This is a genomic window from Enterococcus lactis (assembly GCF_015751045.1).
GTDB lineage: Bacteria > Bacillota > Bacilli > Lactobacillales > Enterococcaceae > Enterococcus_B > Enterococcus_B lactis.
This window is the reverse complement of sequence record NZ_BNJW01000006.1, coordinates 63,812-89,774: the sequence shown is the minus strand read 5'-3', so window position 1 is coordinate 89,774 and position 25,963 is coordinate 63,812. Positions and strand designations below refer to the sequence as shown.

Annotated in this window: 22 protein-coding genes; 5 read left to right on the top strand and 17 right to left on the bottom strand. The window is 39.4% G+C overall.

The window, feature by feature from the left end:
* Positions 1 to 162: 162 nt before the first annotated feature.
* The 3 genes from mnmA to KFO35_RS04810 form a co-directional block, all read right to left on the bottom strand.
* Positions 163 to 1,284 (bottom strand): tRNA 2-thiouridine(34) synthase MnmA, encoded by a 1,122-nt coding sequence (mnmA, locus tag KFO35_RS04820; protein WP_002314554.1) that lies wholly within the window; start codon positions 1,282 to 1,284, stop codon positions 163 to 165.
* A gap of 206 nt (positions 1,285 to 1,490) precedes the next feature.
* A complete protein-coding gene (locus KFO35_RS04815; RefSeq protein WP_070703782.1) occupies positions 1,491 to 2,084 on the bottom strand; it encodes a hypothetical protein in 594 nt (197 codons plus the stop codon).
* 40 nt (positions 2,085 to 2,124) lie between these two features.
* Positions 2,125 to 2,391, bottom strand: coding sequence for a hypothetical protein (locus KFO35_RS04810; RefSeq protein WP_025477198.1), 267 nt, complete (start codon positions 2,389 to 2,391; stop codon positions 2,125 to 2,127).
* A gap of 734 nt (positions 2,392 to 3,125) precedes the next feature.
* On the opposite strand from KFO35_RS04810, the gene KFO35_RS04805 reads away from it, so the two are divergent.
* The gene (locus tag KFO35_RS04805; RefSeq protein ID WP_130624874.1) at positions 3,126 to 5,057 is read left to right on the top strand and encodes a YiiX/YebB-like N1pC/P60 family cysteine hydrolase; all 1,932 of its coding nucleotides are present in this window, start codon (positions 3,126 to 3,128) and stop codon (positions 5,055 to 5,057) included.
* A gap of 269 nt (positions 5,058 to 5,326) precedes the next feature.
* On the opposite strand, the gene KFO35_RS04800 is transcribed toward KFO35_RS04805, so the two are convergent.
* Both KFO35_RS04800 and KFO35_RS04795 read right to left on the bottom strand, forming a co-directional pair.
* The gene (locus KFO35_RS04800; protein WP_002314547.1) at positions 5,327 to 5,914 is read right to left on the bottom strand and encodes a metallophosphoesterase family protein; all 588 of its coding nucleotides are present in this window, start codon (positions 5,912 to 5,914) and stop codon (positions 5,327 to 5,329) included.
* 129 nt (positions 5,915 to 6,043) lie between these two features.
* Positions 6,044 to 7,321: an MFS transporter gene (locus tag KFO35_RS04795; RefSeq protein ID WP_156272219.1), complete on the bottom strand. Its 1,278-nt coding sequence runs from the start codon at positions 7,319 to 7,321 to the stop codon at positions 6,044 to 6,046.
* Positions 7,322 to 7,511: 190 nt separating this feature from the next.
* Here KFO35_RS04795 and KFO35_RS04790 point away from each other — a divergent pair, with 190 nt between their 5' ends.
* Positions 7,512 to 8,294 carry a hypothetical protein gene (locus KFO35_RS04790; protein WP_002314545.1) on the top strand — a complete coding sequence of 261 codons (783 nt, stop codon included), beginning with the start codon at positions 7,512 to 7,514 and terminating at the stop codon, positions 8,292 to 8,294.
* 108 nt (positions 8,295 to 8,402) lie between these two features.
* Here KFO35_RS04790 and KFO35_RS04785 read toward each other — a convergent pair whose 3' ends face one another.
* From KFO35_RS04785 to KFO35_RS04770, 4 genes are all read right to left on the bottom strand, one after another.
* Positions 8,403 to 8,747, bottom strand: a complete 345-nt coding sequence (locus tag KFO35_RS04785) for a DUF1831 domain-containing protein (protein ID WP_002286736.1) — start codon at positions 8,745 to 8,747, stop codon at positions 8,403 to 8,405.
* Positions 8,748 to 8,883: 136 nt separating this feature from the next.
* Complete coding sequence (locus KFO35_RS04780) at positions 8,884 to 10,029, bottom strand: cysteine desulfurase family protein (RefSeq protein ID WP_002314544.1); 1,146 nt, start codon at positions 10,027 to 10,029, stop codon at positions 8,884 to 8,886.
* A 422-nt stretch (positions 10,030 to 10,451) separates the two neighbouring features.
* Positions 10,452 to 11,426 carry a ribose-phosphate diphosphokinase gene (locus tag KFO35_RS04775; protein WP_002286741.1) on the bottom strand — a complete coding sequence of 325 codons (975 nt, stop codon included), beginning with the start codon at positions 11,424 to 11,426 and terminating at the stop codon, positions 10,452 to 10,454.
* A gap of 79 nt (positions 11,427 to 11,505) precedes the next feature.
* A complete protein-coding gene (locus KFO35_RS04770; RefSeq protein WP_002314543.1) occupies positions 11,506 to 12,381 on the bottom strand; it encodes a hypothetical protein in 876 nt (291 codons plus the stop codon).
* 130 nt (positions 12,382 to 12,511) lie between these two features.
* Here KFO35_RS04770 and KFO35_RS04765 point away from each other — a divergent pair, with 130 nt between their 5' ends.
* Complete coding sequence (locus tag KFO35_RS04765; protein ID WP_038398445.1) at positions 12,512 to 14,419, top strand: M13 family metallopeptidase; 1,908 nt, start codon at positions 12,512 to 12,514, stop codon at positions 14,417 to 14,419.
* 175 nt (positions 14,420 to 14,594) lie between these two features.
* On the opposite strand, the gene KFO35_RS04760 is transcribed toward KFO35_RS04765, so the two are convergent.
* The 5 genes from KFO35_RS04760 to KFO35_RS04740 all read right to left on the bottom strand — a co-directional run bounded on the left by KFO35_RS04760 (position 14,595) and on the right by KFO35_RS04740 (position 20,258).
* Positions 14,595 to 17,858, bottom strand: a complete 3,264-nt coding sequence (locus KFO35_RS04760; RefSeq protein WP_404997466.1) for a right-handed parallel beta-helix repeat-containing protein — start codon at positions 17,856 to 17,858, stop codon at positions 14,595 to 14,597.
* A 271-nt stretch (positions 17,859 to 18,129) separates the two neighbouring features.
* Complete coding sequence (locus KFO35_RS04755; protein ID WP_002314540.1) at positions 18,130 to 18,675, bottom strand: cysteine hydrolase family protein; 546 nt, start codon at positions 18,673 to 18,675, stop codon at positions 18,130 to 18,132.
* 11 nt (positions 18,676 to 18,686) lie between these two features.
* Positions 18,687 to 19,379, bottom strand: coding sequence for a 5'-methylthioadenosine/adenosylhomocysteine nucleosidase (locus KFO35_RS04750; protein ID WP_002308200.1), 693 nt, complete (start codon positions 19,377 to 19,379; stop codon positions 18,687 to 18,689).
* An 18-nt stretch (positions 19,380 to 19,397) separates the two neighbouring features.
* Positions 19,398 to 19,682: a cell wall synthase accessory phosphoprotein MacP gene (gene macP / locus KFO35_RS04745; RefSeq protein WP_002286760.1), complete on the bottom strand. Its 285-nt coding sequence runs from the start codon at positions 19,680 to 19,682 to the stop codon at positions 19,398 to 19,400.
* Between the two features lie 12 nt (positions 19,683 to 19,694).
* Positions 19,695 to 20,258, bottom strand: a complete 564-nt coding sequence (locus tag KFO35_RS04740) for an NUDIX hydrolase (RefSeq protein WP_025477195.1) — start codon at positions 20,256 to 20,258, stop codon at positions 19,695 to 19,697.
* Between the two features lie 227 nt (positions 20,259 to 20,485).
* Between KFO35_RS04740 and KFO35_RS04735 the strand changes: the two genes are divergently transcribed.
* Entirely contained in the window at positions 20,486 to 21,148 is a 663-nt protein-coding gene (locus tag KFO35_RS04735) for a 5-bromo-4-chloroindolyl phosphate hydrolysis family protein (RefSeq protein ID WP_002374972.1), read from the top strand.
* Between the two features lie 122 nt (positions 21,149 to 21,270).
* A complete protein-coding gene (locus tag KFO35_RS04730; RefSeq protein ID WP_002291224.1) occupies positions 21,271 to 22,467 on the top strand; it encodes a toxic anion resistance protein in 1,197 nt (398 codons plus the stop codon).
* 99 nt (positions 22,468 to 22,566) lie between these two features.
* Here the strand turns inward: KFO35_RS04730 and KFO35_RS04725 are convergent, their stop codons facing one another.
* From KFO35_RS04725 to sapS, 3 genes are all read right to left on the bottom strand, one after another.
* Entirely contained in the window at positions 22,567 to 23,943 is a 1,377-nt protein-coding gene (locus KFO35_RS04725; protein WP_002314537.1) for an amino acid permease, read from the bottom strand.
* Between the two features lie 36 nt (positions 23,944 to 23,979).
* A complete protein-coding gene (locus KFO35_RS04720) occupies positions 23,980 to 24,846 on the bottom strand; it encodes a GRP family sugar transporter (RefSeq protein ID WP_002291228.1) in 867 nt (288 codons plus the stop codon).
* Between the two features lie 88 nt (positions 24,847 to 24,934).
* Complete coding sequence (gene sapS, locus KFO35_RS04715; RefSeq protein ID WP_002308195.1) at positions 24,935 to 25,960, bottom strand: two-component system sensor histidine kinase SapS; 1,026 nt, start codon at positions 25,958 to 25,960, stop codon at positions 24,935 to 24,937.
* Between the last annotated feature and the right edge of the window lie 3 nt (positions 25,961 to 25,963).

The following is a 25,963-nucleotide window of genomic DNA, read 5'->3' as shown; positions in this document are numbered from 1 at the left end:
AGCAACTTTATTCATATTGTTGGATATTATGGACTGTTTCCGCTGAAATTACAAGTACAAAATGAATAAAAATTAATTTTATTGCAAAAAAACAGCTATGCTGTCCAAAAGAAAAGGTGTTTCTTTTGTTAGCCATAGCTGTTTTGATTCATTTCATATTGCTTAAACGTATTGTAAAACTTTTGTTTCTTGGTATGCATGGTCGATCAAACCGCCACCTAGACATTCCATTCCGTCATAAAATACAACTGCTTGTCCAGGAGTGATGGCACGTACAGGTTCGTCGAATACGACTTCTGCACGGTTATCATCCAATAAGCGAACTGTCACAGGAACATCTTGTTGACGGTAACGGAATTTCGCTGTGCACTTGAATTCTTTTGGCATTGGTTCATTCGTCGTAAAGTGGATTTCACTTGCATCCAAGCTTGTGGCGTACAGTGCAGGATGGTGGAACCCTTGACCCACGTATAATGTGTTCGTCGCTAAATCTTTCCCTACGACAAACCAAGGTTCTTGCGAATCTCCTCCGCCACCGATTCCTAGGCCTTGACGTTGACCGATCGTATAGTACATCAAGCCAGCATGTTGCCCTTTGATTTCACCGTCAAGAGTGACCATATTTCCTTTTTTCGCTGGTAGGTAGTTGCTCAAAAATTGTTTGAAGTTCTTTTCACCAATAAAGCAGATTCCTGTTGAATCTTTTTTCTTAGCAGTCGCAAGGCCTGCGCGTTCAGCAATTGCCCGCACTTCTGATTTTTCCATACCGCCTAGAGGGAACATCGTTTTTGAAAGCTGTTCTTGTGATAATTGACTAAGAAAGTAAGTTTGATCTTTATTGTTGTCTACTCCGCGAAGCATATGGACCACACCGTTTTCATCGCGAGTGACTTGCGCATAATGTCCAGTAGCTACATAATCAGCACCAAGATCCATTGCATAGTCCAAGAATGCTTTGAATTTGATTTCTTTGTTACACATCACGTCTGGGTTAGGTGTACGTCCTGCGCGGTATTCGGCTAGGAAATATTCAAATACACGGTCCCAATATTCTTTTTCGAAATTCACAGAATAATAAGGAATCCCGATTTGAGCAGCTACTTTCGCTACATCCTTATAATCTTCCGTGGCCGTACATACGCCGTTTTCGTCCGTATCATCCCAATTTTTCATGAAGATTCCGATCACGTCATATCCTTGTTCCTTTAATAAAAGTGCTGTTACAGATGAGTCGACACCGCCGCTCATCCCTACGACAACGCGTGTTTGGCTGTTGTCTGTCATGATATCACCATCATTTCAATTAGATTCTGAAACATCTACGAGTTGAAGGTCGCAACTTTTCAGTATTTTACATTATACGTCATATTTCTGAAAATTTCATCCCTTAATTATCAGCGTTCGAATACATAACCTATCATAGGGAAAAAACAGCGCTATCTTCATACTCCAGTGATTCTCATGATCAAAAGTGAAATGGCAGTTTCGATTCATAAGAAAAACAAAAGAACAATATTGTAATAAGTAGCAAATAGATAATTCATCCCTAACAGTAGCCACTTTATTCGATTATCCTCAAGTTTTGTAGAGAAATAGAGCCCCATCAAGCCGGAAATCATCATGAAAAGCAACAAAGCGATGATTGCCCACATCCTGTCAGTATTTAAATAGAAAGCCAATAGATAATGGATCCAAATAAGTAAACTAATCGATATCAACATCGGTAGACCTAGACCGAACAGATAGAATGTTTTTTTCTTTTTTTGATAATCTAATGTTGCAACTGCTCCAAAATACAACACGCATCCTAACAACCAATCCGGCCTTGATATACCTACCCATCCGATACCCAAACCACAAATAACAAGAAGATGAAAAACAATAATCACTAGTTTCCATAGATTAGACTCTATTCTTCTTGAAAAAGCTAAACTGATACCACTTAAAATCCAACATGAATACTGAATGATCAGAAACCCTATCACTTCATGACGAATATACAAATGACTGCTGAGCAAAATCATACAGAAGACTAACAGAACCACTGATACCCGCTTACTATTCTTACTTTCTATTGATAACATTCAACTCGCTCCTTTTTAATTGTTTGCTTCGTTGCTGACTTCAAAAAGTTTGAAACAAAATAAATAGAAATTGGAAAACATTAAAATATGTAGCAAATAGATAATTGATGACTAACAACAGCCATTTTAACTTCGCAGATTTGATCTTTGTCGAAAAATAAAGACCTGCTAAGCCAGGGAAAGATATGAAAATCATTAAAGCTGCACTTTGAAGACTATTTCCATAATAGAAATGAGCCATCACTAGACACCAGCCAGACAGTAACATAGATATACATAACCCGACCAAATTGATAGTTAGTTTCATTTTTTCTCCTTTTGTTTTTAATCCTCTTTTTCTTACAACAGAAACGTTCCGCCATTTTTTACCAACCAAAAATGATCCAGTTAAAGATACATATCAAATTCGATACTATAACAATCGCTTTTAAACATTTAGAATTGATTTTTGTTGAAAAAACCAGGCTTAACCCACCAAATAACCAAATACAAAACATTATTCGTATACGAGTCCCATCGTCGTTATAATTTATTGAAGGAAAAAAATAGTCAAAGCTATACAAAGCACTAGCAGACTTATTGAAATGATTGTACACGTCTTACTTTTTAATGGTAACATTCACACATCTCCTTTCTAATTGATTGATACTTGTCTATCTTCAAAAAAACCCTAAACAAAAAATCTCATAATTTGTTATTTAAAAATAAACAAACAAAAAATATAATAACGTAGTAAAATAAACAGATATACAAATCAACACGCCTATTCAATACTCATCCCTACCAAGAAATTGTATCTTCTGTAGACTATCTAACCCCAAATAAAATATAACACCTTTGATTTTATTCGTAAAAAACCTAAGTTAAACACTAATTATTCCATTAAAGATAACAGTTCTCAATCATCGATATAGCTGATTTTACTCTTTGGTGTTATGTGCAATATACGCCTATATTAAATAACTTATATATTTTATTTTTAAGCTATCATCATACTGATTCATATGTTATTATTCTAGCATAAAACAAGGAGGGATTACATTGAAATCAAAAATTAAATTGTTTCTGACTACCTGTTTACTCGCCGTCGCATTTGCCATCCCAATCACGACTGTACATGCTGATACAGATACCCAGCAGATATTGGAGGAGTATTATGAAGAATTCAAAAATGAATACGCTTTCTTTATTCAGACATTTGAAGAGTTCACCTCGAATTATTACAACCAACCATTCAATTCCGCGATTACCGAAGAAGACCAGTTGCGTGACTACCTAAACACCGTCAATGAGCACTATATTCGTAAAGAAGCCGAACAATTATCCAAAGACCCGCCTCTCTGGTCATTTAATATCGGAAATGCTTTGGAGAATATCACTTTTGAAAAAGTACCGACTTATCATAAATATGATCTGATGAATATCGTTCAACCAGGAGATATCATTTTCGAACGGAAACGAGCGGATATAGTTTTGCGTTATCTTCATCATGTGATGATCGTAGAAGGCATTTATGAAGAGACACATCTCATCAATGGAAAACCAGAGACCTTCACATATATCCGAACTATCGAAGCAACTGATTATAGTCCTATGCTTGAAACAAAAGCTGGAGGCGTTGTTTACGGCGTCTTGGATGATGAGCGTTTCGATTATACTGATTCAACTATTTTAAGAGTTCCAGAAGCGACAACAGCACAAAAAAAAGCAGCCATCTCATTTATGCATGGGCAATTAGGTAAACCATATGATATCTGGTTCGAGGCAAGAGAAAGGGATCGCTCATCCACTAGAAATGAATGGTATTGCTCTTATCTAATTTGGGCTGCTTATATGAATGCAACACCTGATGGGAGAATCGATGAACTAACTAATGAAAATGATCCTAGTTTCCAAGGTATTGATTTAGAAAGAACAGATTTTATTAACGGAATGGGTGTAACTCCAAATGATATAAAAAAATCCGATAAAGTAGAAAAAATCAATCCTTTTTTCATAAATTATAAAGATTACGCAGAAAACATACGATGGTCGAACGCCGGCACTCCTATAGATGGCGAAGATTTCATTTTTAGCCGCGGTTCCAACTCATACACCTTAAGGAATGATTATCATTTCATCGCCACGGACAAAACTAACGGGAGACCTTATGCAAGTACACGTCTTACTTTCGGGCGTAATCATTCTGGAACGATCGTCGTAGAATTCGATATGTTCACCCGTTTTCTTTTAACAGACGAAGCAAGAGCCAAATTTTCTGACAGGAATATCCCGCTTATTCCAGAGACGATCGAAGATCATGATGTTCCGAACCATGTGATGAACTGGATCAATACCTATACCCAATGTTCGTTGGAGATCGTTTATTCTAACAATATCTCTACTGACAACAATCACTTAAGATATAATCCTTCTTTTACAAAAATCACGAAGAAAAATCATCCAGTCAATCCTTATCAGATCAACCAAGTCGTCCATACACCGCCTGCCTTCACTCAGCAAAGATTTGACTATACAGAGAACCTCAGTATCTATGACAAATACGAAATGACGCGACCGAATCCTTTCAATGCAGATGTTTCTTATAATCGAGCTACACCAAGTTGGTATTATTTTTATAATAACTTCTATGTACTAGTGAAATTAGAGAATGGCACATATCGCTATGCCTCTTATCTAAGGATCCATGGTTCATTCACAACTGCTGCTTCTGTCAGGAATGGTTATGGCTTCAATCATGATTTCACGATGACGGACGAAGCAAAAGCGATTTATGGGAATTATTTCTATCATATCGGCGTGAATCAGTCAGTGGATTATGCGATTGACTGGCTAAACCGATACACAAAAGAAAACACCCTGATCGTCTATTCCAATAATATAGATAATGATGTTAGGAAATTGAATGATGGTACTGCCACGGTCAGAAAAGCAGTTAATGATCAAGGGAAATTCGTGTACTGTATTTTGTAGTTCCTCCTTACAACATATGACTGTATTACTAAAAAATAGGATAAAAAGTCGCGCCAAAAAGGGACGACTTTTTATCCTATTTTTGAAAATCAGGTACTTCAATTCTTTTATAACATGCAGCGAACTGTTTTTCTATTTTGATCCTTATGGCACAGAATTGGGTAGCAGGCTCAAAAGCTTGTATTTGTGGGGACAAGTCCTACCCAATCAAAAACACGAGAAGCTGTTTTTGATTGCCTGTTCTTATCACTTGATGCAGGGCAGCTTTTTCACGACCTCTTTGCTTCATATATTTCTTTGATTTGCTGTTCGGATAATGGCGTACCGAATGGCAGTTTTTCTTTTAGAAGGTCTCTTTCTGGTGCGTCTACGCCTACATTGACGACGTTTTCGATGGGTACACTATAATGATGGATATGTCCGTGAAGGTTTCGAATGGTGTCGTTAGGTCCGAGTAACATTGGATAATGCGTCAAGTAATATTGCTGATGGTCGAACTTCACGATAGCACCTACGTCATAAAAATAAAATTTGGGACTGCCATCAGAAAGTCTAGGATCGTTTTTTTCTAAATAACGGAAGAACGCACGACTGTCATGATTCCCTTTGATCAAGTGGATCGTTCCTTGCAGTTGACTGACTAATTCTAAGATTTCTGCATTTGCTTTTTCATATTGCGGATGCATAGCAAGATCACCTAGATGATAGACGTGATCCGTTTCTTTTACTACTGCATTCCAGCTAGTGATCAACTGTTGGTTCATCTCATCTACATTTGCAAAGAGTCGCGGAGCAAAGTCATTTTCTCCTAGTAAACGCTCATGAAAAAAGTGCATATCACTCGTAAAATAATTCATGTTTCTCCTGCCTCCCTTTTCCTTAGAGTAAACAAAATTGCTGATCGGAGCAACTCATAACATCTAAAAAAGCTGTGAAAAAACCACTTGATTTCAAGTAGGAAGAAAATTTTTATCACCGCTCCTTTTCTATTCGTTTTCTTGTTCACGGTGTTCTTTCACCAGTTTTTTCTGTAATTCTTTATCATAATTTCGAGCAACGGGTGTCAAAAATAAAACGATCCCACATAAAAGCGTACCAATTCCCGCAATCAGAAACATCTTTTCTACACCAATCTTATCTGTCAAGGGGCCGGCAAATATTAAGCCAATCGGCCCTGGCAAAGTCATTAATGAGTTGAATACACCTAAGACTCGTCCTAAAACGTTCGGTTCATAACTCTGTTGGATGATCGCCATCAGTAAGGTATTGAAATAAGGTGTGGCAAAACCTGCCCCGGCATTCAGTAAAAGAAAATAAAAGAATCCTTGTGTTGTCCCCGGCAACAATCCACTAGCACCAATCGTGGTACCTACGACTACATAAGCCATGAAAATCGGCTTCATCCGGTCTTTCCATTTTCCAAAAAAGCCAATCACCGCCCCACCTGCAAGCATCCCTACTGAATAGACTACTTCGACAAGACCCGCCTGTCCTACATTTTGACCAAAATAGCCCATCGTCATCAACGGATACAGACTGGCAGCTGGCATAAACAATAACGTGAACACAGCACCGTTGAGCATGATATGCCAAAGACCTTTATTCTTGTACAATTTTTTCACACCAAATTTTGTATCTGTCAACAAATGAATGGTTTCTCCTTGCGAAATAACCTTAGGGATCGTCACAAAAACAAGTAAGCCCACACCAAATACCGCGCCTAGCACATCAAGCAAAATCAGCCAGTTGATAGGTATCACTGTAAATAAAAACGCACCTATTGCAGGCGCAATGATAAAATTCGCTGACTGGACCATGCCTAGCTGTCCATTGATACGTGTCAGCTCTTCTTCTGGGACCATCGTAGGAAGGATCGATTGGATCGTCGGCATCTGGAAAGTTTGAGCAATCGCACGAATGAACAACGATACAAACACTAGCCACAACGGAAATGTGTCAGAAATCGTACCGACTACTACCAAGACCATCGCAAACAATGCGACAATGATATCTGTCAAAATCAACAATCGCTTTTTGTCCCAACGATCCACCAACGGACCAGCAAACGGACTCAGCAAAACCATCGGGATCATACCTAATAACGTAGCAAAGCTCAAGATTGTTGCTGAACCTGTCTCTTTCGTCAGATACCAAATGATTGCATATTGCACGATCATACTCGTGATTCCAGATAAAAATTGACCTGTCAAAAACAAGTTGATATTTTTACGCCAATGTAAAACCGGCTCCTTTTCTTCTCCCATATCCTTTCCCCACTTCCTCTAAGACTTATCGTCCTTACGTAGCTAGAATTATACTTGATTATTTCCTTGAAACCTAGCTGTTTGTTCAAATACCATCGTTATATATTTTCAGTTTTGTTAAAAAAGTAAAATTAGCAGAAAAAAATCAGCAAGCATGCTAAACTAAGAAAAAACTAGGAGGGCATCAGTCATGAAAATCAACTTTCAGACCACTCTTACCCCTGAAGAAATCAAAATCGTACTTGAACAGGCACAGGGTACAATCTGGATCAGCCACAATTTGCCTAAGCTTCCAGAAAATGCTTTTTATCTCTTTTATCATCAAAAGGTGTGTACAGCAATTGGGAAAACAGTCCAACCAGAAACAATCGATACCGTCATCATGATTCAGCTTCCTTGGGATATAGAAGCCGATTATATGATCTACTTGCTCACCGAACAAGCAGAAAATGCTGGTCTTACAATAGCCAAAGAATCGTTTCCTTCGATTCCTGAAACGGCTAGAAAGAAAATGGCAGAACACCAAGAGAAGATTGCTGCTATACTAAGTACATTTGGTTATCCAATCGATTCTTCCGTGCCATCTGCCGCTGAAGATACGAAGAAAAAACCAGCAAAAGCTCGTCATCGCTGGTCAAAAGAAGTCAGCGAGATTCCTTTTACCGTCGATTTCAGGGGAAGTCAAGCAACGCTTTACTGGATCAAACGAAATGAATTGCTGATCAAAGCAGGCGCGACGCTCGTCAAAGATCCTCCTTTAAATAAAGACGGCTCATTAGGTTATGCTGCTAAATATGGGCAAAAGCTACGAGATGATTATAAAGACAAGATTTCAGGCACAACCACGATCGAAGATATCATCGTAAAAAGTGTGAATGAGGCAAGCTTGCTGTTGTACTTTGCCGGAACAAATAGTTGGTTGGAAATAGTGGATGAACATGGAAAATCAATTGATGAGTGGACGAGAGTCTGATTTACAGCAGAAAAAATAAAAAAGACAACTATTTTGTGTCGTCCTTTCAAAGTTAGAGATCTAACGATTAGGCCGTTTCAAAACTAGTTGTCTTTTTATATCCACAGGTTATTCGACTTTTTCGAATAACCCTCGGCTGATCATCCCATCCATCAAAAAATAGAATTTATCTTGACTCATTTTCTGTTTTGGATCTTTGAAAATATTGACTGCTTTCAGTCCGTTTGCTGTAGTGATCGACATTTTCAATGTTTGGATATCTTTTGATACAGTGATTTTCAGTTTGAAGCCTTCTTTGCTTTGCGGCGTTGCATCTAATGGTCGGATCAATTGATAATTGCCTCCGTTTGTTTCTGTAAACCCATTATCGCGCAATGTATATCTTTTTGCATCAGGATGCAAACGATAGCTGATCGGTGCGCCAAGTACAGTTGCTGTTGTTTCAAATGCCATGATTTTCACCTCGATAAAATTAGTTTCTCTTTATTATAAAAGTTTATCCTGATTTTTACTAGGTTTTTCAGTTAAGTTCCCTAAAAATTGAAGGCGCTCTCTCAGACATCCGTCCACATCAGAATGACTTTACTAGTTATTTTTTGACAGCACGAACTAATTGATCAAGGAAATAATGGATGTCTTCCTCAGTATTATCCAATCCAAAGCTGATACGAATGGATTCTTTTAGTATCGGCGTATTTTCTCCATACATCGCTTCTAATACGTGAGAAGGTTCGATGTTCCCTGCTGTACAAGCTGAACCAGTAGAAATAGCGATTCCGTTCAGATCAAGCTTCATCAGTAGCAAATCATTTGCTTCGCCAATCAAGCGAAGATTCAACACATGAGGGAGTTTATTCGTTAAATCACCATTTACTTGATAAGGGATGTCGTTTGCTTCTAATGTATCAAGAATCAATTGTTGGAATCCTTGATATTTGTTGTTACGTGCTTCACGTTCTTCAGGTGACAGCAGTTCAACTGCTTTTGCCATTCCCCAGATTCCTGCTAAGTTTTCTGTACCTGCACGCCGCTTTTCTTCCTGCTCGCCACCTAAAAGCAAGGCAGGGATATTTACTCCGTCTCGTTTATATAAGAAACCGACGCCTTTTGGTCCATTGATTTTATGAGCAGAGATACTTAATAAATCGATTCCTAATTCTTCTGGATGGATCGTTTGGTTTCCATAAGCTTGTACCGCATCTGTATGGAAATAAGCTGGATGATCCGCTAAAAGTTCACCGATTTCTTTGATTGGCATCAAATTTCCGATTTCATTGTTCCCGTACATCACAGAGACCAAGATCGTATCTTCTCGTAACGCTTTTTTGACCTCTTCGATCGACAGATTCCCTTTTTCATCTACAGGCAGATATGTAACGTCAAACCCCTTTGTCTCTAAATATTTCATGGTATTAAGAACAGCAGGATGTTCGATAGCTGTAGTGATTAGATGTCTGCCTTCTTTTTGACGCGAGAACGCTGTTTCTAAGATAGCTGTATTATCCCCTTCTGTTCCACCACTATTAAAGATGATCTCATGAGGTTTTGCTTGCAGACTATCTGCAATGACTTGTCTTGCTGTTTCCAATTTTTCATGCGCGTGGCGGCCAAACCCATGTATGCTTGAAGGATTACCAAACGTTTCTTGCATGATCGCCGTCATCGCTTCAATTACTTGCGGATGCATGGGGGTAGTTGCCGCATGATCCAAATAAATAGTTTTCACTTCATTCATCCCTTCCAAATTATCGCTAGGCACATTCTAGCATAAAACAGCGAACATACCAAAGAAGAGATTACTTTTACCTAGAAGGCACTTAGTGTAGCGAAAAAGAGGTTGTGAAAAAGCTGTCCTGCATCAAGTAATAAGAACAGCCAAACAAAAATAGCTTCTCATATTTTTCGTTTGGTTGGACTTATTACCGCAGATGCAAGCTTTTGAACACCGTTTACCAAGAGGTCGTGCGCCTGCCGTTTAACTTTGAGTTACAAGGAGCAATTTAAAAAAACAGCTTCTCATGTTTGTTGAATATTGTGACTTGTGACCGAGGAGTTGGCAGGAGAACACCGTTTATTCGGAAAAAGGGACTGTGCACAACTTTTGTCACAGTCCCTCTTCTCGTTGCTAATTGATCTTCTCGTTTTTTGTCTTTTTTCTTATTCGAATTCTTTTTCTTCCAGACGGAATAACGGACTCATCGGTGTATTTTCATGGATGCGTTTGACCGCTTCACCCATTAATTCTGAGCATGTAACGATCGTTAAGTTTTCCGGATGACGATTTTCTTCTGTGAAAACAGAATCAGTGATACAAATATCTTTGATTGGTGCATTGTCTAAAATGCTTTTCGCATGATCGGATAATAATCCATGTGACGCACAGGCATATACTTCTTTTGCGCCGTTTTCTTTTAATACATTTGCTGCTCGTGCAAGCGTTGCTCCGGTGTTCAAGATATCATCTACCATGATACATGTCTTTCCTTGAACATCACCAATCACATAACCACCCTCCGTTGAAGCATCATCTGCATGGTCTACGATGGCTAATGTACTGTTCAAATATTCTGAAAGACTACGTGCACGCTGAACGCCGCTGTTTTTTGGCGACACAACTACGATGTCATCTCCCGTCAGACCTAATTGACGGTAATAATGAGCAAACAATGGCATCGTAAATAAATTATCTACAGGAATATCAAAGAATCCTTGTACTTGAACCGTGTGCAAATCTAAAGTCAGTACTCGAGTTGCTCCTGCTTCTTCGATTAAGTTAGCAATCAATTTCGCAGTGATCGGTTCATGAGGTTTCGCCGTGCGGTCTTGTCTAGCATACCCATAGTAAGGCAATACGACATTGATCGTTTTCGCACTTGCTCGCTTCATTGCATCAATCATAATCAGCAGTTCCATGTAGTAGTCATTGACAGGTGCATTCGTTGATTGAACGATGTACACATGATCCCCACGGATACTTTCTTCAATATTGATGGAAATCTCCCCATCACTAAATTGCTTCACGACGCTTTTACCTAATTCTGTTCCAAACACTTTCGCGATTTTTTCAGCTAATGGACGATTCCCATTCAAACTAAAAATCTTCAACGTGTCGTCCTGATACTTATTACTCATGTAGTCCTCCCCAAAACTTCTCTATTCTTCGATAGTTTAACATATTTTTCCAAGATTTTCTGTTAATTTCAGCAAATTCTTAAGGAAGTGAAACTGTTCCGTTACTCCAACTGGCAGGAATAACTTTATGATAGTCCCCCCAGTTGTCGTGTACTTTGTAATAACGTTCTTCTGTTTCAGTTTCAAAATAAGCATACGCCGTCACCCAATGATTGCCGTAAGTACTACCAAGTACTTTCAGGATTCCAATCATCACAGGCTTGCCTTCACGTATACGTTTTGTGGCTCGCTGCCATGAACCTAGAAGAGTTGCTCGTGCACGCTCGTGATTGCCATTCTTCTTTAAAAAACTAGAAATCCCTGTACTGACTTGAAAAGGAATCGTAGGAAGGCCTAGTGGTTGGATTTGGCTACGCAACGCCTTTGTCAATGCCATCGAGTTAGACGTGTTTTTCTTGCGGATCTCTAGGGGAAGCATCCACTCTTCACGATAGTCTTGATAGTAGGCAAGTAAAACCGCCGCCGCATAAGTCCCGCAAAGATAACCTGAAGGAGTAGCCCATTTCTTATACCTTAAAAAACGTTCTTCTGGCAATCCCACCCAACAATTTGTGAGTTCTTTTCCTGACCTTTTTTCTTCGATCAAAACAGGCACCTCTTCTTTTCTGTGGATCCATTGAGAGAACTCGATTGGTGCTTCATTGATCAGTCTCCATTGGCTACGAGAAATACCCTCTTGATAGGTATATTCTGCTGGAGAGTATTCTATCGGATGTCCTGATTGATCGATGATCACATAACTTTGATCTTCAAAAATCAGTGCTAAAAAAAGCCGTTCGCTTTTTTTTGATTGTAGTTGCTGGGTGCTGGCTAATTTTTTGATTTTTTTATCTATTTTAAAATAGAAAGGTTTATCCACTACTTGTTTCAGTTGGGATCGCCTCCTTTTTTTCATTATAAGTGAACGATTGAAAAAAACAAATCAGTTTGATTGTCCAAATTTTCAAATTTTTTATGTTCTATTTGTTAATTCCTTCATTTTGTAAGATAATGGGCACACGAAACAAAAAAGGAGCGATCGATGAATGAACAAAGAACGATTGAAACAAGATTTCTATGAAGCAGTCAATGAAGAATGGCAAAAAACAGCAAAAATCCCTGCAGATAAACCAGCTACAGGCGGTTTCCAAGACTTAGTTGACGGGATCGACCAACTTTTGATGGGAGAAACAGACGATCTGCTTGCCCATCCAGAAAAAGTATCTTCAGAAAAAATGAAACATTTCCTTGCTTATTATCAACTGGCAAACGATTATGACCGAAGAAATGAGTTGCATGCTCAACCACTTCAGCCTGTAATCGAGAAAGTTGAATCATTGCAGTCTTTCGACGAATTGAATGAGCAATTCCCGGAATGGTTGTTGGATACACTACCATTGCCATTTAATCTAGATGTAGATGCTGATATGAAGAATGCACAGACGAATGCTTTCTTTGCTTATCCGCCTTCTTTATTTCTTCCAGATAAGACGTATTATGCACCAGAACATCCTAACGGTGCACAACTAATGGGCGTTTTTTTTGATATGGCGGTTCAATTATTGGAGCTTGCTGGCAAAGAAAAAAGTCAGGCAGAAGCAATCACAGAACAAGCAGTGCAATTTGATAAATTGATTGCTCCTCATGTAAAAAGTGCAGAAGAAAACGCAGATTACAGCAAAATGTATAATCCGCAATCTTTTGACACATTTATTCAATACACAGATAAACTTGACTTGAAAAAACTTGTCACTGGTTTGATTGGGACAACCCCAGATAAAGTGATCGTCACTGATCCAGTGTACTTTGATCATTTGAATGACATCCTGACAGAAGCTCATTTCCCCTTATTCAAAAGCTGGATGATTATTAAAACAGTACGTTCTCTTAGTGGGTATCTATCAGAAGAATTCCGCCAAGTCAGCGGAATCTATTCTCGCGTATTGTCTGGAACAGACGAAGCAATGCCTCAGAAAAAAGCAGCGTATTATCTTGCCTCTGGTCAATTTGATCAAGTCGTTGGTGATTACTACGGGAAAAAATATTTCGGCGAAGCTGCTAAAAAAGATGTAGAGCAAATGGTGAAAAAAATGATTGCCGTTTATAAAAAACGGCTAGAAGAAAATGACTGGCTTGGGGATGCAACAAAAGAAAAAGCCGTCATAAAATTAAATAACTTAGGTATCCAAGTCGGTTACCCCGATAAGATCCCAGCACTATTCGACCAATTCAAAACAGTGCCTGCAGATCAAGGTGGTACTTTGCTTTCAAACACTCTTGCTTTCAGCAAACTCACATTAAAAGATCGTTTCAGCAAATGGAACAAACCAGTGGATCGTTCAGAATGGGAAATGAGCGCTGATACAGTCAATGCTTATTATCATCCATTCCGGAATGTGATCGTCTTTCCGGCAGCCATCCTTCAAGCACCGTTTTACAGTCTAGAACAATCAAGCTCTGCTAATTACGGGGGAATCGGAGCTGTTATCGCTCATGAGATTTCCCATGCATTTGATAATAACGGCGCTTTGTTTGATGAATATGGCAACTTGAACAATTGGTGGACAGAAGAAGATCTTGCACAATTCCAAAACAAAGCACAAGCAATGATCGAAGAATTCGATGGTCTGCCTTTTGCTGACGGAAAAGTAAACGGAAAATTAACTGTTTCAGAAAACATTGCGGATGCAGGCGGTCTAAGCTGTGCATTGGAAGCAGCAAAAACAGAATCAGATCTTTCTATCGAAGAATTCTTTGTCAATTGGGCAACGATTTGGCGTACAAAAGCAAAAAAAGAATACCAACAACTTTTACTGCAAATCGATGTTCATGCCCCTGCTAAACTTCGAGCAAATGTGCAACCCAAAAACCTTGACGAATTCTATGAAACATTTGGTGTCACGGAACAAGATGCTATGTATCTAGCGCCAGAAAAAAGAGTGCGAATCTGGTAAGAGGTTGTGAAAAAGCTGTCCTACTTCAAGAAATAAGAACAGCCAAACAAACACAGCAAGTGGGATCTCATCTATAAAAATGATAGAAGGAAGCGGGACGAATTGACGTCTCACTTCCTTCTTTTTTTACTTTCCTCAACTAATTGTTCTACCTTATCAAAAAGATACCGTGCGTTTATTTTTTTCGCTGTTTCATGACATAAGCAGCTACACCGATCAACAAAATTCCTCCAGCTACTGCTAACAACGGGCTATTAGACTCTCCTGTTTGTGGAAGTCCTTGAGCGCCATCTTTTTCCCTTTCTTTTGCTGTCCCATCTGGATCAGAAGGTTTTTCATTTGGCGATCCATTCCCTGGATTTTCCCCTTCTGGTTCATCAGTTCCCGGCGGCACACTGACAGCTTCTCGCACTGTGATCGCTTTTTGCTGGGTAACAGGTTCTGTATGAGCAACCCATTTTTCACCATCAAATGTTTCCGAACGATAAGTGACTTCTAGCGTATATTCTCCTTTTGAGGGTGCTGAAAAAATAGCGGTATGATTAGAAAATTGAGCACTTGACTGTGTTTCAACGATTTGGATCTTTTCTGGGAAATAACGCATATCTTCGAAGACAGGCGTTCCTTGATTTGGTGTGAATGCTGACACAGATACTGTAAAAGGCTTCAGTTCGATGATATTTCCTTCTGCATTCTCCGTCACACCATTTGCCTCTTGGATAATGATTGGATTATTTTGTTCGTTTGGTTTTGTCTGATTTGGTTCTTGTACGATTGCATATTCTGGATACTCCGAAGACGGTGAGGTTTCTCCGTCAAAAGTAGCACCTACAGATAGTGGAAGACCATCTACTCTTCCCTTTTCTGTTTGACGATTCTCCGGTTTGATTTGCATCAATCCATGGACATGGATGCTTCCATTCGCATAGCGCGTAACAGGCTGCTGCCCTTCTTGCGAATGTGTATTTAGAGATTCGATCCAATCTTTTGATACGGTATGTCCAAGAGTATTTTCTGATTGTTTCTCTCGTTCATTCCAATAGTAGTTCAACGAGTGATAGATTTGATCTTCGTTTTGATTCAATGGGCGGATCTGCTCTCTCATCTCAAGATTTTCTGTTCGGAAAGATAAGATACCAGAAGCATGGAAGTCTGTGTTTCCTGCCGAAGAGGTATAAAGAGCCACATTATAGGAACCATTGTTGAAGCTTGTACTGCTATTGACGATAATATCTGTTCCGCTATTGGAATCGATTCCTTTCGCAAGATTTTCGAAAGACAAACTATTGATCAATTCATGAGGGCCCGATAAAGAGGAACCACCCATTTTGAATCCATTACCGTTCCCTTCTCCTTCAACTCCCGGTACCCAACCGTTTCGATAAGCAACTGAGTTTTTGATGACTACTTTCCCGATTGAACCTGTTTCATTTTTAGCAAAAAGATCCCAACCATCATCTGCATTATGATAAGCGATACAACCGTCAAATACATTCCCTTCTCCTATTGTCAGTTTGGCCGCAAATCCATCGGCATCTTCAAATCCCGGGTCGGCATTTTCAAAAGATGTACAGTTCTTGACTAAGTTATGCGCTGGCCATGCTTCGAAAGGATCATTTGAGCTACCACTGATTTGGATTCCTGTATTTCCATTCCGATAAGCATGGATCTCTTCAATCAAATTATGGTTTCCAGAAATCTGCAATCCTTTTTGCATAGCAGCACTATTTGTAACGTCAAACCCACGTAAAACCCAGTAGTGACTAAACAGTGTCATCCCATTTCCAGTTCCTTTAAAATCAAGTACAGGTCGCTTGTTTTCTGGATTTTTCTCTGCAATCAATTGAATCGGGTTTTCTCTTGTCCCGTTAACTCCTTTTGGAATCGTCAATCCTCTTTCAAAGGAATAAGTTCCAGGAGCCAGGACGATTGTCTGCCCAGCATATGCGTATCTCAATGCTTGCGTCAGAGATAACGGATTTTGTCTGCTTCCGTTTCCTGTATCTGACCCTTCCGGTGTTACATAAACTGTCGAGTATTTAGGTTTACGGTAATCAACTGTACGCAGGATCTCTTTTGTTTCATAACTAGCCATCTCTACGTATTCTTCTGGCGGATAGTTTTTATCTGGTGTAAAACTGAAAGTAAATTCGTTCGTTCCTTCCATCAATTTTGTCTGATAATCAAATTCCCGATTTGCAGTGATTGCCAAGTCTTTCGCGTTCTCAAGTACCTCTCCTGTTGCTTGATTTTTGATTGTTAATAATCCGTCAGCATTTGCTCTAAAGGACATAGTATGGTCTTGGTTTCCTGAATGATTACTAGAGGTCACAGTGTAAATCGGATCAATCAAGCGAATGGGCCTTTCTTGTCCAGGAGGATCTGTCGCAGGATCTGAGTAAGCCACTTCGATTCCTTCTACCTTGATCGTCATATTCCTTGCTGCAGCAAATCCTGCATAAATAACCGATTCATCGGAAGCATATAGCTTTTCCCAGTCATACATGATGTCAGAAGCTAGCTCTTCCCCTGTTTCAGGATCGTAATAATATGCCTCTAAACCAGTGTTCGTTTTTTTCATCTCTACATCTAGTTTAGTAATCGAATCCGTAGCCGGAAACAGATTCCCATGACCGTTTCCGAATATATTATAAGAACCTGCTTCTTTTTCTAAGAGCCCTGCTGAAGTCTCTAAAGGCGTTGTTTCCACTGAGACACTCCCAGGAGCAGGCGCGGCTTGAGGATCTTCAGATGATATTCCTGTGATTGCCCGTGTCCCCAATCCAAGTCGCATCGTATATTTGCTGCCGTTCGTGCTGACCACTTCTTGTCTATCCGAGTCCCAGACATATTCGATCCGACTGCCCAGTATGGCAAATGAATTCGAATAAAATGCTTGCCCAAACAAATGATCTTTTGGTACTGTGTCTCTCACCATCAATGCAAATCCTTCTTGAGCATTTGTATAGGTCCAAGATTCTATTTCAATCGTCGCCCGCATCCTAAAATTGGTATCTTTCGGAATGGCTTGATAATAATAGGTCATTCCATCTGATCCGCTTGACTGGAATTTTCCGCCGTTATTCGTGGAAGAGAGCCGCACGCCGTCTTCTAATGGTTCAATCGCATATCTGCTGGCACTTGTGCTTTCTCCGAAAACTACCCCTTTCCACTCTTCAGGAACTTCATCAGATTGCTTTTCTGTCTTTTCATTTTCTGATTCTTTTATCATAGGATCATTTTCTTCTTCCACATCCTTCTCTTCACTAGCCGTTGATTCTTCCTCCAATATTGCCGTTTCTTCGCTGTTCACGTGTGCATTTTCTTCGTTCACAGTCTGTTCGTTAGCAGCAACTTCAACGACAGAAGTCAAAATCGGAGTACTGAGCATGAGGAGATTCATCATTAGTGCACTGTATTTTATTCGTTTTTTTATCAAGTCCATCCCTCCTGAAACAAATTAGAAAGCGTTTACTTAAAGTGTTACCTAATTTATTTTTGCTGTCAATAAAAAACAAAATTATAATAAGTGATATTTTATGAAAAGAAAAATATCACTTTAGTTGTTAATAATATAGGGATTTATTACAGTGAAAATGATATGTTTGATAAAAAATAACAAACAAAATAAGAGCACAAAACAATGTGATTCGTTTTACGCTCTTCTTTTATTATTTTTTGATTTTTATTTTAAAAAAAGTTTTGTTTTTTTATAGAATCTCTGCACCTAACGTGGATTTAAAATGTCTCAATGCCCATTCATGTCCGACAGGATCAAAACTTGCCACGGCATCTTTGAAAATATGGAGTTTGTATCCTAGATTATACGCATCGACTGCTGTATGCAACACACAAATATCTGTACACACGCCGGTCAAATAAACATCTGTGATCTGACGTTCTCGCAAACGAATGTCTAGATCTGTTCCACTAAAAGCGGAATAATGCCGTTTGTCTATCCAATAAACATTTTCCTGCTGCTCATGCTCTTGGTACAAATTTTTTAAAGAGCCGTACAATTCCCGTCCACTCGTTCCTATCACATTATGCGGAGGAAATAAGCGGTTCTCTGGATGGAAAGAATCTTTTGGATCATGTGCATCAATGGCAAAAACGACAAAATCCTTTTGCTCCATAAACTTTTTTGTGTGGGCAGTCAGCTTTTTTTCAATTGCTTGTCCTGCTGCACCAGTCGTCAGCTTTCCATCCTCTGCAACAAAATCATAGGTATAGTCAATCGAAATCAATGCGTTCATCTTAGTCCTCCTTATACGAGATGTTTGACAAATTCGATCACCATTTCTGCTGATCGCTTGCCTGCGTCTTCGATAAATTCGTCAAAGCTTTGTGTCGCCGAGTGATCCGCTGTGTCACTCATTGCACGTACGATCAAAAATGGGATATTGAACTGACGGGCCGTTTGTCCAACAGCGGCTCCTTCCATTTCACAAGCTAAAGCTTCTGGGAAATTCGTTAAGATTTCTTTGATTTTATCTGGAGAATCGACAAATGTATCGCCTGTAACGATCAATCCTTCTTTTGCATTCAAATCCGTTGCTTTTGCTGCTTTAGCCATTTCACTGCGCAAATATGTGCTTGCTTCATAATATAGAGGCATACCTGGTAATTGACCTGGTTTGTAGCCAAATCCTGTTGCATCTGCATCAAAGTAAGCTACTTTATCTGATATAACAATGTCGCCTACTTGTAAGCCTTCACCGATCCCGCCAGCTGAACCTGTATTGATCACCATGTTCACGCCGTATTGTTGTATCAACAGACTTGTGGTAATAGATGCTAAGACTTTTCCTATACCGGAACGGACGACAATCACTTCGTGGTTACCTAATGAACCTGAAATAAATAAAGCGCCTGCGCGTTCCCATGATAATGGTTCGCTTAGGTTCTCTCTCAAAATTTTTACTTCTTCTTCCATTGCGCCGATAATACCGATTTTCATCTTTTTAATTCCTTCTTTCTATATAAATGCGATTGCTAAAAAAACCACACATAACATTAGGATAACAATAATAAGAGATTTCATCAAAAAAGAGTTCCATTTGGTCGTCTTTTCTCGTTCACTGATCCTTGTTTTCGTGATTGGTTTATTCTTTTTGCTTTCTTTACGATAAAAGCTGGCAATCTTTTTTTCTTCTTGCTGATAAGCTGTTTCTGCTTTTCGCTGTTTTTTTAATGACTCGCTTGCTTGTGCTTGTTGTCGCTTGCGAAGTTCGCTTCGCGTAATAAGCGGTCCTTTGGCCATAAGCCGATCCCTCTACTTTCCTTTGGTCAATAATTTCCAGTATTGAATCGCATAAATCGTCTTTGCATCACAAATCAACTGATCTTTCATCGCTTGTTGTGCCTCTTCAAGAGTTAGATGATACAGCTCCAGTACTTCGTCTTCATCTTGAGCTAAAGGATTCTCGACCTTCTCTACTCCTTGTGCATGATAAATATGAAGGACTTCATTTGCAAAACCTGGTGAAAGATACATCGAAGTAAGATGGCTCAGCGACTTCGCACGATAGCCGGTTTCTTCTTCTAATTCTCTGGCTGCAGTCATTTCAGGATTTTTTCCTTCTCCTGGATCGATTTTTCCAGCTGGTATCTCCAAGATCACTTTTTCTAAAGGCTTTCGAAACTGTTTGACAAGGAGCAGGCGGTCATGTTCATCAAAAGCAATGATCCCAACACCGCCAGGATGAAATACCAGTTCCCTCTTCGAAGTTCCCCCGTCTGGTAAACGAACTTCATCTACAGCAACATCGATAATTTTCCCGCTATAGATTTCTTTGCGACTGATTGTTTTTTCTTCAAATTGCTCATTGTTCAGCATATCTTCTCCTGCTTTCTTTGTAATCATAACTGCTTTTTTTTCATTTTTCAATTTTTCTCGAAAACTCCCTATTAGTTTACCATAGATAAACCTTAGATTTTCTCTAAATATAGAAAATCCTTCTTTAGTCCGATACTCTTTCTAGTAGTCAGTATGCTAAAATAAGAATGTAATCGAATAACGGAAAGAATTCAATACTCAACGATAAATGACTTGGAGGGCTTATTATGATAAAACGAAATTGGCCGTGGCTTCTAGCACTGGTCTTGCTGTTTCTCTTTGTCCGAAACAATGGTTTTTCTTTTGTTCTAGGACTTTTATTGATAGGCGTGGTTTTAGTTTTGTGGGGGCTCTTCGGTTCGCGCAGGAAAAAAGGAAAACAAGAAGAAATCCCTGCACTGACTGACGAACTTGAGACTCACTATGAAAAAAGCGGTATGACAGCGAATGAAATCTCATTTTTCCGACAAACGATGAATCAAACAAAAAACGAGATCAATCAGTTGCAAGCGAACATGCAGCAGACAGCCAAACTTAAAGCAATCGATCTCCGTCATGATCCAGTCAAAGCGGCAAAAGCTTTATTCAAAGAATTAGTGAAGGAACCAAACCGACTGCATGAAGCAAGTCAATTTCTTTATACGCATCTGCCGAATCTAGTTGATTTGACAAATAAGTATAATGAGATCAATGACCATGAGATCAAAAACAAACAAACCTATGAAAAACTAGAAGAAAGCGCGCAAATCATCGATCAGCTATCCGCTTTGATTGCACAAGATTATCAAAAATTCGTCGCTGATGACCTAGACGACATCGACGTAGAGATATCTGTTGCGAAACAAAGCTTAAAGCGTGATAATAAACATGAACCAGAACAAAAAGAGTAACTCTTTTGTTCATAAAAAAGACTCGGAACATTCAGATGATGTCTGGTTGTTTCGAGTACTTTTTCTAAAGTAGAGACATTCATGTAAGAATCGAGAACAGATACGACAAGGAGGAATTTTTTATGGATCATAAACCGACTGAAACAAAAGATATCACACCAGTTAACGATACACTTGAAGACTTATTGAACAACCCGTTTTCAACCCCAACAGACACGCTGACCACTTCACAACAAGCGGAGATTGATCAGCTCCAAGAGCAACAGACAGCTGCTCGCTTAATTGACAAACTACCGGCGGAACGCCAAGAACAAGCAAAACAGCTGGCAGCAAAAATCGATGCCAATGATGCACAGTCTGTCATCAGCTATGGCTCAGCTGCTCAAGCGAAATTAAGTGAGTTCTCACAATCAATGTTGAATCACGTACAAGCTCAAGATATTGGCCCAGTCGGAGATTCGTTGACTGAACTGATGTACCGTCTCCAAGAAGCCAACCCTGATGAACTGCGTGCCGGAGAAGGAAATATCTTCCAACGTGTCTTCGGTAAGGTCAAACAATCGATTTATGAAGTGACAGCAAAATATCAAAAAATTGGTGCACAAATCGACAAGATCTCAGTGAAATTAGATAAAGAAAAAGACGGACTATTAAAAGATAATCTGATGTTAGAACAGCTTTACCAAAAAAACAAAGACTACTTTGATGCATTGAATATTTATATTGCTGCTGGAGAATTGAAAATGGAAGAACTTCAAACAACGATCATTCCAGAAGCAATGAAAAAAGCAGAAGAAACTGGTGATCAGATGGATGTCCAAATCGCCAACGATTATACACAATTCCTAGATCGTCTGGATAAACGTACACATGACCTTCGCTTAGCTAGACAGATCACGATTCAGCAAGCCCCACAAATCCGCTTGATTCAAAATACAAATCAGGCCTTAGCTGAAAAGATCCAAGCATCTATCGCTACAGCCATTCCGCTGTGGAAAAACCAAGTCGTGATCGCATTGACCTTGCTTCGTCAAAAAGATGCAGTGACCGCTCAACGCCAAGTCTCTGAAACAACAAACGACTTATTGAAGAAAAATTCAGAAATGCTGAAAATCTCAGCCATCGAAACAGCGAAAGAAAACGAACGCGGAATCGTGGATATTGAGACCCTGCAAACTACACAAAACGATTTGATCGAAACGATCCAAGAAACTTTGCGTATCCAAAAAGAAGGAAAAGAAAAACGTCGTCATGCAGAAGTAGAACTTGGACACATGGAAGAAGATCTGAAACAAAAACTTTTGGATTTAACCCAATAGACCATTTTTTGCTTGTTACTAAAACAAACGCCCATCAACAGTTCAATAAACTGTTGATGGGCGTTTTTCTTATCTTTCTTCTAACTTCTCCATTGGAATCTATTTCTCGTTCATCTTGCTGTGTCCATAGCCATAGCCAAAATAAATGATCAGTCCAATAACCATTACGATACCGAACACGATCCAAGTCACCGTCTGCAGACGAAGCATCAAGACGATACAAGTCAAGATCGAGACGATTGGCAAGATCGGAACGAATGGCACTTTGAATTCTCCTGCTTTTGGTTTGCCAAACATTTTTCTTAACTTCAGTAAGCCTAGACTAACTAGCATCAAATAGGCGAGCGCCATGATATTCGTTAGTTCCGCCAATACATTCAATGGGAAAAATCCGGCAAAGAATACAGCTGCCACACCAGCGGCATAAGTCGCTTTTTTCGGTGTACGATGCTTTTGATCGATTTCTGTCATAAATTTAGGTAGCAAACCATCCTTGCTGACAGCAAACAACAAACGAGCGAGTGAATACATCATCGAGATCGTCACCGTCAGCAACGTCAAGATTGCCCCTACAGCAATCACTGCGCCAACTGTTCCATGTCCTACATACCTCATGGCAAAGGCCACTGGATCATTGACACCTAGTTCAGTATAAGGAACGATTCCTGTCAAGATCAACGTCACGATGATATAAAGGACCGTAGCGATCAGTATCGAACCAATGATCCCTCTTGGTACATCTTTTTGTGGGTTTTTGACTTCCTCAGCTGCCATTGCAACAGCATCAAATCCCAAGAAAGCAAAAAACACAAGAGCTGCACCATCTAGCACACCGGAAAAACCAAAAGGCATAAATGGCTGCCAATTATCAGGCTTAACGAAAAATATCCCTACAATGATAAACAACGCGATGATACTAAATTTGACATATACCATGACATTATTCAAACGTAATGCTTTCTTGGCTTCAAGCGACACGATGTAAGTGACGAATATCACTACGAGTACCGCAATCAAGTCAATGTATGTACCATTTTCCGAATTGTACCCGCCAGTTAATGCTTGTGGAAGTTCGGCTCCTAAGCTTTTCAAGAAACCTTGCATATAGCCAGACCAGCCGGAAGCCACAGAGGAAACTGCTAGCAAAAATTCCCCGATTAACAACCACCCTGTCAACCAGGCAGCAAATTCACCAAAGACAACATACAGATAGGCATATGGCCCACCGATCACTGGCACTCGCGAAGCAAACTCTGCGAAACTCAGTCCAGACAAAATGACAACGATTGCAGCTAAGACAAATGAAAGTGACAGTGCTGGACCAGCATTTTGATTGGCCGCAACCCCTGTCACCACAAATATTCCCGTACCGATGATCGCGCCAATTCCAAGCATGATCAAATCAGACGTTTTTAGTTCTTTTTTCATCTCACTCGTATGATTGAGATTGATTTCTTTCTTACGAAACAAATCCATTGAAGTTCCTCCCCATTTTAGGTTGGAAAACAGTGATTAAACTGTTTTCATGTACCCTAAAAGGATACCACCTAAAATGACTAAAAGGCAACCAACAATAACATAAATGAGCTCTTTTTTCGTTTTTCTTTCGCCAAGGATGAAAATCCCACCTAAAGTAGAGATAATGATCCCCATTTGTGAAAGTGAGAATCCAACAGCTAAACCAAGTGATTTGACTGTTAGAAGCATACAGATATTACCTAAGCCCCATAATAATCCACAGATCATGTTTTTCCATACAAATTGATCTACTTTAACTTTACGGAAAGCAAAGAAGCTTGCACCTAAGATCATTCCGATACTTTGAGGTAAGATAATTGACATCGCATCCAAATTCGCCCAGTTGACAATGATCGTATATACGCCATAACCAATCGTAGAGAAGATCAATGCTCTAAAACCCTTACCAAAATCAAGCATTTTATTATCTGTATCTATTTTTCCTTCGTCATCTTGTCGTGCCGTCAAATACGCACCGCTTACAAGAAGAGCTAAAGCAATAATACCGTATACATAATCTTTCGTTTGTGTCCATTCTTGGAAGAAAACGGCTCCCGCAATCGTATTCAAAATTAATTGAAAACCAGTAGACAATGGTAACCCTACAGAAACACCCATGTACTTCATTCCATGGAATTGTCCATTTTGTCCAACACTCCAAGCTAAGCCAGATAAAAATCCGATCAAGAAAATCCAAGGGGTGATTACAGGACTAACAACGAAAAAGACAACTAAAGAAAACAGAAATGCACCAATCGTCATTCCTAGTGTTTGTTGATTGGCATCGCCACCAATTTTACCACTTACTAAACCAATACTACCCCATGCCAACATAGGGACTAATGCTATTAAAATTTCCATAACCAATCTCCTTTTATTTCACATGATAAGAAACTTATCAGCGAAAACGTTAACAACACAAGCGTTTTTTTTCGTTTCTAACGATTTTCTAACGTTTTTCATTATAAAAATTTAAGATTGGGAAAAATAAAGTCATTGTCGTCCCTTTTCCTTCAGTTGATTCAGCCGTCAATTGGATACCTAATTTTTCTGCTAGATTTTTTGCCAAATACAGGCCTAATCCTGTTGAATGCGTTTTACTAAGTCGTCCATTTCTTCCAGTAAACCCCTTATCAAAGATTCGTTTCAAATCTTCCTCCGGGATACCGATTCCTGAATCTTTAACAGAAAGACTGACTCCTTGCGCTTCCTTTTTTATGCTCACCATGATATTTCCGTGGTCCGGCGTATATTTGATGGCATTGCTAAGCAGTTGGTTGAAGATAAAAGCGACCCATTTAGCATCAGTCAAAACAGTATGATCCTCACCAATGATTTCGTAGCGAAGATTTTTTTGGATAAAATAATTGGCCTGACTGCGTATCACAGGCTGGATGATTCCTTTCAATCCATACTCTTGGATGAGATAGTCCCGCGAGAAACTGTCGAGTCTTGCATAATACAAGACTTGCTCTACGTATTCGTCGATTTTTGATAATTCATTTTCGAGTAAGGTATACTTTTGATCGTCAATATCGAACTCGATCGAACGAACCAGTAACTTGGAAGCGGAAAGTGGTACTTTGATCTCATGGACCCATGAGTCAATATAATCTTTTTGGTCTTGTTGATTGCTGATTGCTGATTGCATCACTTCTTGATGTTCGCGGATCAGCTGATTGATATATTCTTCTACCAGTTTTTCTTCTTCTGTCCGCCCGCCACTCAAATAATTTTGCAAAGGAGATGTTTTTTGTATGTCAGCTAACTTCCCCCACCATCTTCTTTTGCTCAAGTAGCCACCTAGCAGATAAAAAATCAGAAAGACGCCCTCGATCAAAGCTAAATAAGCAATCGTACTCAAATCCACTTTGATATTTGGGGCTAGCCACATCACAAAGATCGTTAAGGCAATAAAAAACAGCCATCCCAAGATCAATGTCCACTGATCTTTCAAATATTTAAAGAAATTCATCTT